The organism is Aeromonas sp. 75A, assembly GCF_051919425.1.
GTDB lineage: Bacteria > Pseudomonadota > Gammaproteobacteria > Enterobacterales > Aeromonadaceae > Aeromonas > Aeromonas veronii.
Genome location: NZ_JBQBES010000002.1, coordinates 1,129,871 through 1,142,767, shown reverse-complemented (window position 1 = coordinate 1,142,767; position 12,897 = coordinate 1,129,871). Strand labels below are relative to the sequence as shown.

At 57.6% G+C, this 12,897-nt stretch carries 10 protein-coding genes; 7 read left to right on the top strand and 3 right to left on the bottom strand.

The features are described 5' to 3' along the window. Window positions 1-2: 2 nt before the first annotated feature. The 3 genes from ACTG2T_RS05080 to ACTG2T_RS05070 all read right to left on the bottom strand — a co-directional run bounded on the left by ACTG2T_RS05080 (window position 3) and on the right by ACTG2T_RS05070 (window position 4,148). Window positions 3-1,820 carry an extracellular solute-binding protein gene (locus ACTG2T_RS05080; protein ID WP_330123984.1) on the bottom strand — a complete coding sequence of 606 codons (1,818 nt, stop codon included), beginning with the start codon at window positions 1,818-1,820 and terminating at the stop codon, window positions 3-5. Window positions 1,821-1,969: 149 nt separating this feature from the next. Continuing rightward, window positions 1,970-3,013 (bottom strand): ABC transporter permease, encoded by a 1,044-nt coding sequence (locus ACTG2T_RS05075; RefSeq protein WP_013724081.1) that lies wholly within the window; start codon window positions 3,011-3,013, stop codon window positions 1,970-1,972. A 109-nt stretch (window positions 3,014-3,122) separates the two neighbouring features. Continuing rightward, window positions 3,123-4,148: an ABC transporter permease subunit gene (locus tag ACTG2T_RS05070; RefSeq protein ID WP_005349436.1), complete on the bottom strand. Its 1,026-nt coding sequence runs from the start codon at window positions 4,146-4,148 to the stop codon at window positions 3,123-3,125. Between the two features lie 739 nt (window positions 4,149-4,887). Between ACTG2T_RS05070 and ACTG2T_RS05065 the strand changes: the two genes are divergently transcribed. The 7 genes from ACTG2T_RS05065 (at window position 4,888) to ACTG2T_RS05035 (ending at window position 12,604) form a co-directional block, all read left to right on the top strand. Further along, window positions 4,888-7,443, top strand: a complete 2,556-nt coding sequence (locus ACTG2T_RS05065) for a TonB-dependent receptor (protein ID WP_236340977.1) — start codon at window positions 4,888-4,890, stop codon at window positions 7,441-7,443. 108 nt (window positions 7,444-7,551) lie between these two features. After that, the gene (locus ACTG2T_RS05060; RefSeq protein WP_160881524.1) at window positions 7,552-8,316 is read left to right on the top strand and encodes a DUF3450 domain-containing protein; all 765 of its coding nucleotides are present in this window, start codon (window positions 7,552-7,554) and stop codon (window positions 8,314-8,316) included. Continuing rightward, window positions 8,313-9,686 (top strand): MotA/TolQ/ExbB proton channel family protein, encoded by a 1,374-nt coding sequence (locus ACTG2T_RS05055; RefSeq protein WP_107682561.1) that lies wholly within the window; start codon window positions 8,313-8,315, stop codon window positions 9,684-9,686. Before ACTG2T_RS05060 ends, ACTG2T_RS05055 begins: the two co-directional genes overlap by 4 nt. Before the next feature lie 10 nt (window positions 9,687-9,696). After that, window positions 9,697-10,224, top strand: a complete 528-nt coding sequence (locus ACTG2T_RS05050; protein WP_005338936.1) for a MotA/TolQ/ExbB proton channel family protein — start codon at window positions 9,697-9,699, stop codon at window positions 10,222-10,224. Window positions 10,225-10,291: 67 nt separating this feature from the next. Continuing rightward, on the top strand, window positions 10,292-10,699 hold the full coding sequence (locus ACTG2T_RS05045; protein ID WP_005338933.1) for an ExbD/TolR family protein: 408 nt from the start codon (window positions 10,292-10,294) through the stop codon (window positions 10,697-10,699). A gap of 16 nt (window positions 10,700-10,715) precedes the next feature. After that, on the top strand, window positions 10,716-11,351 hold the full coding sequence (locus ACTG2T_RS05040) for an energy transducer TonB (RefSeq protein WP_005343441.1): 636 nt from the start codon (window positions 10,716-10,718) through the stop codon (window positions 11,349-11,351). 11 nt (window positions 11,352-11,362) lie between these two features. Next, a complete protein-coding gene (locus ACTG2T_RS05035) occupies window positions 11,363-12,604 on the top strand; it encodes a tetratricopeptide repeat protein (protein ID WP_330123985.1) in 1,242 nt (413 codons plus the stop codon). Window positions 12,605-12,897 lie beyond the last annotated feature (293 nt).

The window sequence follows — 12,897 nt, the reverse complement described above, 5'->3', positions numbered from 1 at the left end:
TATCAATGACGTGCATAGGTCTTGTCGAGCAGGTTGATGGGCGCCAGCGCCTCCCCTGCCTCCTTGGCGTTGCGGGTCTCTTCCTTCACCTTGGGATCGAGCCAGAGCAGACCGCCACTACTGTGAGGATAACCGTCCATCGGCCAGTAGAGCAGATCCGGCGTGTTCTTAGTGGCAGGCACCTCCGGCAGCATCACATAACGCCAGCTGCTGGCCCGCACATAGTTGAGCTGCACCCCGGGCACGAAGATGGCGAGATCATAGATGCGCTGCTGGATCTGCTGGGAGAGCTTGGCCCGCTTGGCCATGTCGAATTCGACGTTGTAGGCGTCGATCAGCGCGTCCAGCTCCTTGTCCGCTACGTTGAACAAGTTGTTGGTCTGCGGCTTGTTGGCGTTGGCGGAGTGGAAAAACTCCCAATATTGCGGATAGAGACCGCCGCCGCCCCAGCCGAGCCAGGCCGCTTCGTGTTTCTTCTCCAGCATCACCTTGAAACCGGTTGCGCCATCCACTAGGTTAAGTTCCAGATCCAGACCCGCTTTCTTGGCCTCTTCTTTCAGCACGGTCAGTCGCTTGGAGTGCTCCTGACTGGTGTAGGTGAGCGCCAGTGTCAGCCGCTCCCCCTTCTCATTTTGCAGGATGCCGTCCGGCCCCGGCTTGTTGTAGCTGCCCTTGGCAAAGTACTCCCGCGCCTTGCCAATGTCATAAGCCCGCTCCGGCAGCGTGATGTCAGTGAACTCGCCAAAGCCCGAGTCGAAGGTGGTGGCTCTGTCGTAGTCGCCGCGTAGCACGGTCTCGATCATCTTGTCGATGTTGAAGGCGTGCTGGATGCCGAGGCGCACGTTTACGTCCGCCAGCTTGGGGTTGGCCACATTGAGGTGCACCCCCTGACCGCCCTGTTTGGTGTCGGTCATGGCCATCACCTTCTGCACGTAGCCTTTTTTGTACTCCGGGGTGACCGCTTTTTCATGCCACCAGTTGGGCAGGATCATCTCGAAGGTATCGATCTCCCCTTTCAGGAAGTGGCGGAAGGCGATGTTGTGGTCGCGGATCACCTGTACCTTGATGGTGTCGATGTTGAATCTGTGCTGGTTATAGCGATCGTCTTTTGCCCACCAATCCTTCTGCTTGCTGAAGGTGACCGACTTGCCCTTCTTGACGTCGCTGATCACGTAGGGACCTGTGGTGGGCACCACGGCCCAGTTGTACTGCTTCACCCAGTTGGGGGTCAGCTTGTAGTAGTGCTTGGGCTGGGGCCACAGCTCGGTGGTGTTGAGCAGGTCCATCTTGGCCTTGCGGTTGCCTGCTTTGACCATAATGGTGTGATCATCGATCTTCTCTACCGCTACCACTTCAGTGGTGTAGTAGTTGTTGAACCAGGGCCCCTTGATGTGTTTGGAGCGCATCATCTCGTAGCCGAAGGTGTAGTCGTCAGCATTGACCGGCTTGCCATCCGACCATTTGGCGCGGGGATCCAGCTTGAAGTAGACGGTCTGGCTGTCTGGCGCGATGGCCCAGTGGGTCGCGAGCGAGGGGATGGGGTTGCCGGTATTGGGGTGAAAGCTGATGAGTCGCAACTGGTTATCGAGAATAAAGGAGCGGAACGAACCGTTGGAGTCAGGCCCTACGGTGCGGAACGTCAGCGGAAAGCTCTCCACAAACATATTGAGGTTGCCACCCGGCAGCGCCTTGGGGGAGGCGAACACAGGATCCGTGTCGTTGGTCTCCCATTTGAGATCCGCGGGCAGGCTGGCCGCCCAGACCCAGGATCCGTTTACCAGCACAAAGAGAGCACCTATCCATTTGATTTTATTTTTCATGTTTGACTTCCAGGTCTGGCCCCTGCACTGGGGGTCTTGATTGATAACGGGATTATCCCTTGCTCCCGGGACCGCCGATGGCGGCGGCCCGTCCTTCATTAATCACTGTTCGTTACCCGGCGCCTGCCGATGCGCTGGCATCGGCTGGCTTATTGGTAACGGGTAAATTTGCGCGGATCAAACGCCTCGCGGATCGCCTCACCGATAAAGGAGACCATGATCAGCACCAGACTCACCGCTGCCACCACTGAGCTGACGATCCAGATGGCATCCAGATTGTTGATACCCTGGGAGAGCAGCTCCCCCCAGCTCGGGGTCGGCGGTGCCAGCCCGAAGCCCAGATAGTCGAGGGCCGTCAGGGTGGAGATATTGCCCACCACGGCGAATGGCGCCAGGGTGACGATCATCATCAGGGTGTTGGGCAGGATGTGGTTGAAGATGATCCGCCCGGTAGTCGCCCCTTGCGCCCGTGCTGCCATCACATAGTCCCGTGCCCGCTCCTTGTAGGTGAGGGTGCGCATATACCAGGTGATCCCCATCCAGCCGAACAGCACGTTGATGGCGACAAACAGGCCGAAGTTGGGCTTGGCCAGCGACACCAAGATCATGATGACGTAGAGAAACGGCACCTGGGACCAGATCTCGATAAAGCGTTGCAGGATGAGATCGAAGCGGCCGCCGAGAAAGCCCATCAGACAGCCGATGGTTACCCCGATGGCGTAACTGGCCGCCAGCGCGATAAAGGCAAAGCCGATGGCGATGCGAAAGCCGTAAACCAGTCGCGCCAGCACGTCTCGGCCGCTGGTGTCGGTGCCGAGGAAGTGGCGCTCGGCCGCGCTGGGGGCGTAGGGTGGGTAGGCATCCTCCTTGAAATCCTGCTCGTAGGGGTTCCAGGGTACCGGCGGCAGCAGTACCCAGTCGCCCTGGCCCTCTGCGGCAAACTTGGCCTTGAGCTGGCGGTAGTTGGTTTCGTACTCGTAATCGAGCCCGAACTGCTGACCGGGGATCACATCGCCATAGGTGGGGAAATGCAGCTGGCCCTGATAGCTCACCATCAGTGCCCGGCTGTTGACCAGCAGCTCCGCCAGCAGGGAGAGCAGCACCAGGGTGGTGAAGATGATGAAGGAGTAGTAACCGCGCTTGATCGACTTGAAGCGCTTGAGTTTTTTCAAGGTAACCGGATTGAGCTTCATGGTCAGTCTCCAAACCGCACGCGGGGGTCAACAGAGGGTGCAACACAAATATCGGAGACGATATGGCGTGATATCAGCATCGGCATGGCAATAGAGGTCTGGTTCATGGTCAATCTCCAAACCGCACGCGGGGATCAACAAGGGCAACGCAGATATCGGAGACGATATTGCCTATCAGCATCAGCATGGAGGTGATGGCCAGAATGCCCATGACGGTGGGGTAATCCCGCTCGACGATCGCCTCGTAACCGAGCAGGCCGATGCCGTCGATGTTGAAGATGGTCTCGATGAGGAAGGAGCCGCCAAAGAAAACGGTGAGCACAGACCCCAGGTGGCTGGCGATGGGGATCAGGCTGTTGCGCATGGCATGGTCGGTGACCGCCTTGCGAAACGGCAGTCCCTTGGCCACGGCGGTACGCACATAATCGGCCGACAGGTTCTCCATCAGGCTGTTTTTCATGGTCATGGTGAGGATGGCGAAATCGCCGATGGCGTAGGCGATAAGCGGCAGCAGGGCGTGGGCAAAGACGGTGCGGATCTGATCCCAGCTGCTCTCCATGTACTCAAAATCATCCCCCGGAAAACCGCCCATCGGCAGCCACTCCAGATGGAAGGCGAAGACGGTGATGAGGAAGATCCCCACCACGTAGGCGGGCAGGGCATAGGCCATGTAGATGAGCATGGAGCTCAACGAATCGAAGCGGCTGTTGTGCCTGAGCGCCTTCGCCACCCCCAGCGGAATGGAGACCGCATAGCTCAGCAGAAAGGTCGCCAGCCCGAAGAAGGCGGTGACCGGGAGCCGATCCTTGATGAGATCCCACACCGGCTCGTAGTAGCGGGTCGATTCGCCCAGATCCAGCACCGCCAGCTTCTGCAGCCACTCCCAGTAGGCGACCAGCATCGGCTTGTCGAGCCCATAGAAGGCCTTGAGCTCCTCGATCTGTTCATCGGAGAGGGCCTGCGCCCCCTTGCTGCCACTGGAGCGGCCAGATTCATTCTGGGAAACCTGGGCTTGCAGCAGCATGCGTTCGACCGGACCGCCCGGCACGAAACGGGTGATGGTGAAGACGAGCAGGGTGATACCGAGAAACGTCGGGATGATCAAAAGCATCCGGCGTAGGAAATACGACAGCATGGTGGAACCTCGTCCTTGTTGTTCTTTTTTGCGGCCAGTCAAATCCGGTGACGGGCCTGTCCTTCCTGGCATTACGCGCTGGATTGGTTGCCAAACAGCAGACAATCCGCTTGGCCACTGTAAAAGCTCTGCAACAAAAATCAAGTACAAGGAAATGGAAAACTGGGACAAATGACCCGCTGAGACCAAAAGCACCGAAAAATGACGTTTTTTATCTGAAAAGTGAAAATCAAAACAAAACGCTACTGCTCAACATTATTTTAAAAAACATAAACAGCTGTTTGTTTGAGTTTTTAGTGATTTTAAGTTGTTGATTTATAGTGCTTTTGTTTGGGTGGTGAAATTGAAGGAAAACGATATCATCTCAACGACTTTAACTGTTATCCCCATGGGAGCGGTCAGGTTCAACCCTCATGAAGTTAGTGTTTTATTCTTATTAAGGCCGATAAATCAAAATAAGATATAAACGGACAGCACGTTAACTAATAAGTTCATCAAATTTTAATTCAGCGCCATTTATGCCATTTAACAATGTTTTTACATTGCGCGGGTTGTTTTTGGCAGAATTATTCACTAATTATTCCGGTCAAAATTAATACACTCCGCTTATTCTACGCCTGACCTCGCCACACCCCTGCTCCATTGACGTCGCTAGTCAAAGATTGATAAGCCTTACACATCGCTCCAAAGAGGGCGGTATCAGGAAGCAAACAATAAACAACCAGGAAGGATATAAGCGATGCTTAGGAAGAGCAGAATCTCTGCTGCGATTGCGTTCGCCTTGGCGAGCCTTGCAGCGGCCCCATCCGTATCTGCCGAAGAAGGGCAGAACGTCGAAAAACTGCAGAAAATCAAAGTCACTGGCTCCCGTATCTCCCGTGTTGATGTTGAGGGGGCGACTCCGGTTGTCTCTGTCAGCAAGGCTCAAATTGAACAGTCTGGTCAGCAGACTGTGGCGGATTATCTGAAACAGGCCTCCTACAACTCCTTTGGTGGTTTCTCCCCATCCTCCGGTAGTTCTGCCCAGTCACAAGCCACAGTAGGGCTGCGTGGCCTTGGTGAAGATCGCACGCTGGTGCTACTTAATGGCAAGCGTATCGCTGGTTCTCCCTCTATGGGTGGCACTGCCATCAACCTCAATACCATCCCCATGGCGGCGGTTGAGCGGGTGGAAGTGAACCTGGATGGTGGCTCCGCACTCTATGGCTCTGATGCCATCGGCGGCGTTATCAACGTGATCCTCAAAGAGGGTTTTGAAGGTTTGTCATTCCAGGGGCGCGTCGGTTCACCGACCGAAGAGGGTGGTGACGAGCAGAGTGGTTCCATCGTTAGCGGCATCTCGGGTGAGAAAGGCTCCCTGATGATGGTCTACGAGCACGATGTGAAAGACGAGATCTATTACAAGGATCGCGACTATCTGGCGAAAGAGGGGGCAACTGCTCCGAGTCTCTATGGCCGCAATATCAAGGGAGTGGATGCCACTACCGGCAAGACGGTTACCCGTACCCTGAAGGGAGTTGACTGTGAAGGTACCGGCACCGGTTTCGTCACCAAGGGCACGGCTTGCCGCTTCGACTTTGCCCAGGTCGCTGCCAAGACTGCCTCTCGTACCCGCGATACCGTCTATCTCAACGGGCGCTACCATATCAACGACAATGTGGATTTCGTGCCACAGATGATTGGTTCCCGCGTCACCAGTTTTGGCCGCTTCGCGCCAGCTGCCGGTGCCTTTACCGTGGATGGTTCCACCCCTGAAAGCGCAGCAGTTCTGTCTGCCAACAACTTCAGCACCGCCAAGGCCGCGACCGTTTACTACCGCTTTAACAACGTCGGTCCCCGTGACAACGATGTGACTGACTTGACCGGTACCCTGAACTTGGGTTTTGAAGGGGTGGTGCCGACCGAAGCGGTAGGCGATCTGGAATGGAATGCCGGTTACATGTATTCCAAAACAGATAACCAGAGTACTGGTAATGGGTATGTGCTGGCCCCCGCTGTGGAAACTCAGGTCAATACCGGCAAGTTCGTTAATGGCAGCTTCTCTGATGCGGCTACCAAGGATCTCTCCTATACCACCAGCCGCAACTCCAAGATGGACTTCTTCCAGTGGTACGGTGGCGTGGGTTGGGAGATGGGTGAACTGCCCGCTGGCCCGGTCAGCTGGTATCTGGGGGCCGAGTATAACGATTGGGTTTACTCCGATACCTATGACAGCCAGTCCGAAGCAGGCAACGTACTGGGCTCATCCGGTAACTCTGGTGGCGGTGTGCGCGATGTGTTTGCCACCTATATCGAGAGCCTGATCCCCATCACCGAGCAGATCGAGCTTAACCTGGCGGGTCGTTACGACAAGTACAGCGACTTTGGCAGCGCCTTCTCGCCCAAAGCGAGTCTGCGTTATCAACCGCTCGACCAGCTGATGTTCCGTACCTCCTGGTCCCAGTCTTTCCGCGCGCCGGGTCTGAACGATCTCTATGCGGCGGATGCCCAGTCAGCGGACTTTGCCAAGGACTATGTCTACTGCCAGGCCAATGGCATTGCCAACTGTTCCGAAGCGCAGTACGAGACAACACGTCAATCCAACAAGAACCTGAAGGAAGAGACGGCTGACACCTTTACCATCGGTGCTGCTTACAACCCGCTGGACAACCTGAACCTGTCGCTCGATTACTACTACATCAAGATTGATGACGTGATCCAGCTGGCTACCACCCAGACCCAGTTCTATCAGGAGCTCAATACCGGCAGCAACCCGAACGTCATCCGTGATGCCAACGGCGATGTCGAGAAGGTCTATGCCGGCATGGTCAACCTGGGGCAGCTCAAGACCAGTGGTATCGACTTCAAGGCGGACTACAAGTACGACTTCAACTCTTTCACCCTGCGTTACGACTTTGGCAGCAGCTACATCCTGAAATATGAGGAAGGTCTGTTTGCTGGTGGCCCAATGGTCGACAAGAAGGGCTGGAATGGCAAACCCGACTTCCGCTTCAACTCCGGGATCGGTGCCAACTTCCCGCAGCTGTGGAATCTGGATACCTACCTGAGCACCAACTATATCGATTCCCAGAGTCAGGACTATGTGGATGACAAGGAAGAGGGCCATATCGCTTCCAACACCATCTGGAACCTGAACGTGGCGGTCGATACCAGCTGGAATGCCAAGATCCAGACCGGTGTGAAGAACATGTTCAACCGCGGGCCTTCCCTGTCCAACGATGGTTTCACTTACGATGAATACCTCTACGGCATCGACGGTCGCGTCTACTACATCGACTACACCCAGAAGTTCTAATCAACCCTGTTGATATACAACCTCAGCCGGCCCGGTCGGGCCGGCTGTGCCCAACGTCCAAGGAAGTTACGGAGATAGGGTAATCCTATGAAGACAAGGACCATTACAATGAAGAAAGCGCTCCTTGGCAGCCTGGTTTCGGCCGCCTTGTTGACCAGCTTCAATCTGAGTGCAGCCACTGCCGGTCAGGCCGTGGACGCTCAAGCCGCCACCGACAACGCATCCAAAGTTTCCCAGCAGAAAATCGACAGCTATGCCGAATCTGCCGAATCCGCACTGGCCCAGTACAAGGCTGCCCTGCGTCAGGTCGACAGTCTGCGCACCTACAACGAGCAGGTGAGCAAGATGGTCGAGTCCCAGAGCGCCGAGCTGGCGTCGATGCAAAAGCAGATCGCCCAGATTGATCAGACCAGCACCGAAGTGGTGCCCTTGATGCTCAAGATGATCGACTCCCTCGAGCAGTTTGTGGCGCTGGATCTGCCGTTCCAGAAGGTCGAGCGCGAGGACCGCGTAGCAGCCCTGACCGACCTGATGAACCGGGCCGATGTCACCATCTCCGAGAAGTACCGCAAGATCCTGGAGGCCTACCAGATCGAGGAGGGCTTCAGCCGCACCATCGAATCCTACAAGGCGAGCCTGGACAAGGATGGCAGCGAGAAGACCTACGAGTTCCTGCGGGTTGGCCGCATCGCGCTGCTTTATCAATCCCCGGATGGCAATGAAACCGGGATGTGGAACAAGCAGACCCGCCAGTGGGAAGAGTTGCCCCAGGAGTATCGCAGTGCGGTTGAACAGGGCCTTCGCATCGCCAAGAAGCAGGCGCCTCCCGCTCTGATCAAGCTGCCGGTTCAAACTGCGGAGAAAGCATCATGAAAGGAATCAAACTTGCGATTGCCTCCCTGATTGCGGGAGCAACCCTGGTCACCCTGCCGGTGACCGCCGCCGAAAAACCGGTGGATCTCAATGCGCTGCTGAATCAGGTCAAGGCCTCCAGCCTGAGCGAATCCCAACTCAACAAGGAGCGGGAAGCCCGCTTCCTGGCTGACAAGAACGAGCAGGGGGCGCTGCTGGCCAAGGCCAAGGCCGAGCTGGCTGCCGAAACCGCCAAGGGCGAGCAGCTCAAGGCGACCTTCGATGCCAATGACAAGCAGCTGACCGAGCTGACTGAAACCCTGCGCCAGCGTTCCGGCAACATGGGCGAGATGTTCGGCGTACTGCGTCAGTTCGCCGGTGAGTTCAAGGGTATCTTCAACGCCTCCGCCCGTCGGGTCGAGCATCCGGAACAGACCGCGCTGCTGACCCGTCTGGCCGAGAGTAAAGAGCTCCCCTCCAGCGACGATCTGGAAGCGTTCTGGACCACCACCCTCAGCCGCATGGTGGACGGTGGCAAGGTGAGCCAGATCCCGGCGACTGTGGTCTATGGCGAAGGCAACCAGGCCGAGAAGACCGTCACCCAGATCGGTGAGTTCAACACTGTCTCCGAAGGCAAGTACCTCACCTTCGTGCCGGAGACCGGCAAGTTCGAGCAGCTTTCCCGTCAACCTGACAAGGGGGTGCTGGAACCGATCGCCGAGTTTGAACAGGGCGGTGACGGGGTCAAACCCATCTTTATCGACCCGTCTCGCGGCGTGATCCTCTCTCTGCTGGTGCAGTCACCGACTCTCAAGGAGCGGATCGATCAGGGTGGTGAAGTGGGTTACGTCATCATGGTGCTCGGTGTGCTCGGTACCCTGCTGGCCATCTTCTGCGGTATCCGCCTGTCGCTGATCGGCTCGTCCATGCGCAAGCAGCTGAAATCCGATCAGATCATCAAGGGCAACCCCATTGGTGACATGCTGGGGGCCTACCAGAGCCATCGCGGTGACAACATCGAGGATCTGGAGTCCAAGCTCGACGAGATTATCCTGCGCAACGTGCCCAAGTTCGAGAAGGGTATCAGCATCATCAAGCTGATCGCTTCCGTCGCGCCGCTGCTGGGGCTGCTTGGCACCGTAGTGGGGATGATCGCCACCTTCCAGGCCATCACATTGTTCGGTACCGGCGATCCCAAGCTGATGGCGGGCGGTATCTCCGAGGCGCTGGTGACCACCATGCAGGGTCTGGTCGTCGCGGTGCCCATGCTGTTCCTCTACACCATTGTGCAGACCCAGAGCCGTCGTCTGATCCAGGTGCTGGAAGAGCAGAGCGCCGGTTTCGTTGCCCGTTATCAGGAACGTCTGCACGCCTCCAAAGCCGCAGCGTAAGGAGTCACCCATGTGGTTCTGGTTGATTGAAGAAGTCGAGTCGGTCCGCCGGTTTTTGGGATTGGGGGGCGATGTATTGGTCGCCCTGTTCTTCCTGACCCTGATGATGTGGGCCCTGTTGCTGGAGCGCTGGTTCTACTTCATGGCGGTCTACCCCAAGCAGGTGAAGCAGACCAAGGCGACCTGGCTGGCCCGTACCGATCATCTCTCCTGGTCTGCCAAGCAGATCCGCCGCGAGCTGGTCTCACGGGTTGCCATGGCGGTGGACAAGGGGATGCCGGTCATCAAGGTGCTGATCGCTCTCTGCCCGTTGATGGGGCTGCTCGGGACCGTGGTGGGGATGGTGCAGGTGTTTGACACTTTGGCCATCACCGGCACCGGTTCGCCGCGGGCGATGGCATCGGGGATCTCCAAGGCAACGGTACCGACCATGGCGGGCATGATCGCCGCCCTTTCCGGCCTGTTTTTTGTCAACCAGCTCGATCACAAGGCCAAACTGGCGGTGCAAAAGCTGGAAGACAACCTGAAACACGGTTGATGCAGGATGCATACCCCCGGCGAGGCATGGCCTGCCGGGGGCACAGAACAAGCAAGGAGTTTCTGCTATGAGAAAACGTTACAGCGACAGCGGTGCTGACGAGGCGGCTATCGATTTGACCCCCATGCTGGACATAGTGTTCATCATGCTGATCTTCTTCATCGTCACCACCTCCTTCGTCAAGGAGTCCGGTGTCGAGATCAACCGTCCCAGTGCCAGCACGGCCGAGACGGTGAAGAAGGGCAATATCATGGTCGCGGTGCGCGAAAACGGTCAGGTCTGGGTCGACAAGCGGGTGGTCGAGGTGGGGGCGGTACGCGCCAACATCGAGCGGCTGCGGGCCGAAAACCCGGAGAGCGCCGTGGTGATCCAGGCCGATAACGAATCCCGTTCCGGTCTGGTGGTGCAGGTCATGGATCAGATCCGCATGGCCGGTGTCCAGAACATCTCCATCGCGGCAGACAAGAGCAGCTGATGCCGGAGAGAGACCTATGAGATACCTGATATCGTTGGCGGTCTCCTGTGTGGTGGTGTTCTTTCTGTTTCTGGGAATGAACAAGCTGATCACACCGGATCACCGGGAGCTGGTGGAGAAGGATGACGTCACCATGACCGATTTCATTCGCCTCAAGCCCCAGGAGACCCTGCAAGAGAAACAGCGGGAGCTGCCCAAACCGCCGCCGCCCAAGCGTCCGCCACCGCCTCCCGAGATGGAGGTGGCCAGCACGGATAGGCCGAAGATGGAGAGCGCGCCGATGGACATGCCCAAGCTCGACATCCCGGTCAACATCGGTGGTGGCAACGCGCTGGGTGCCTACAGCACCGGCGGCGGTGGTGGTGGCGTCGGTGGCAACAACGGCGCCATTCCGCTGGCAACCTTCGAGCCCATGATGCCCCGCAAGGCGGCACTGGCGGGGCTGGCCTCCGGCAAGGTGCTGGTGGAGTTCACCGTCACCGAGCGCGGCACCGTCAGCAACGTGCGGATCGTCAAGGAAGAGCCGCGCAGCTATGACCTCGGCAAAGAGGCGCGCAAAACCATCGCCAAGTGGACGTTCAAACCGGCCATGGTGGATGGCAAGCCGCAGGCGAGCCGTATGCAGCAAGAGATCGAGTTTGCGGTCAACTAAGGAAGGTGGCGATGAACAAGTTACACAAGATGATCCTCGCCCCGGTCGCCATGGCGGTGCTGCTCAGCACCGCCAGTTGGGCCGCCGAGCAGCCGGCCCTGTCGGATCGGGCCTATCGTGCGGTCAACAAGGCGCAGGAGCTGATCACCGAGAAGAAATACGGTGAGGCCAATGCCAAGCTGCAAGATGCGCTCTCCGGCGCGGGCGAGCGAGTCTACGACAAGGGGGTCATATTGCAGACTCTCGGTTTCGTGGCCGCACAGCAGGAGAAATACGGTCAGGCAACCAAGTACTTTGCCGATGCCATCGCGACAGGCGGCCTGCCGCCACCGGTGGCCCAGCAGGTACGCTACAACCTGGCCCAGCTCTATATGGCGGAGGGCAATTATCAGGGGTCGATCAAGACCATGAAGGAGTGGTTTGCCAACCAGGGCAAGGATGACAAGCCCAACTCCCATGCCTATATCACGCTGGCTAACGCCCACGTGCAGCTCAAGCAGTACCGTGACGCGATCCCGGCGGTGGATCAGGCGATCAAGCTGTCTGCAGGTAAAGCGCCGGAGTCCTGGTATCTGCTGAAGATGGGCGCTCACTACGAGCTGAAACAGTACAAACCGGCGACCGAGGTGCTGACCTCTCTGGTCAACATCTTCCCGGAGAAGAAGAAGTACTGGACCCAGCTGTCGGCCATGCATATGCAGGCAGGCAACGATGCCAAGGCGCTGGCGGCGCTGGAGTCAGCCTATAACCTCGGCATGTTGACCGAGGCCGCCGAACTGCAGCGCCTCGCCAACTACCTCGCCTTCACCGGTATTCCCCATCGCGCCGCCCGGGTGATGGAGAAGGGGATGAAGGACGGGGTGATTGAGCAGAGCGCCAGCAACTACAAGACCTTGGCCAACTACTGGCATCAGGCCAAGGAGCTGGATCCGGCCATCGACACCCTGGCCAAGTCCTACCAGCTGGCCCCGAGCGCCGAATTGCAGCTGAAAATGGCGCGCATGATGATCCAGAGCAAGCGCTATCAGGATCTGGTGGCGCTGGCCGCCAAACCGGCAGCCAATGCCAATGGTGAACAGCGTGCTGATCTCAAGTTCCTGACCGGGGTCGCCTATTTTGAGCAACAAAAGCCGAAGGAGGCCCTCAACGCCTTCACCCAGGCGGCTCAGAATGGCAACGTCAGCGGTCGGGCATCCCCCTGGATCAGCTTCCTCAAAGAGCAGAGCGGTGCAGGGGAGGCAGCCGTCCAGTAATTCCAATGACAACTACCTGTAGTCCCTTTTATGGTTGCCTGGTGGCTCCATTAACCGCTCTTCGGAGCGGTTTTTTTATGGTGGCAGCCAGCACCGGCGGGTGGCCGATGCGCTGTTTTATCCCTCTTCATGCCAATAAAGAGCCTCCCTCGACATTGGTCTATCTCTCCCGATGTGACAAACGTTTTAACCACTGCTGCAACCGTGACACAAGGTAGTGCAGCGCTGTGGTGGACGGGTGCTCGGGTGGCTCGCAGCCAGGCGGGCCGAGCCATTCATCTTTCTCTTTGCTG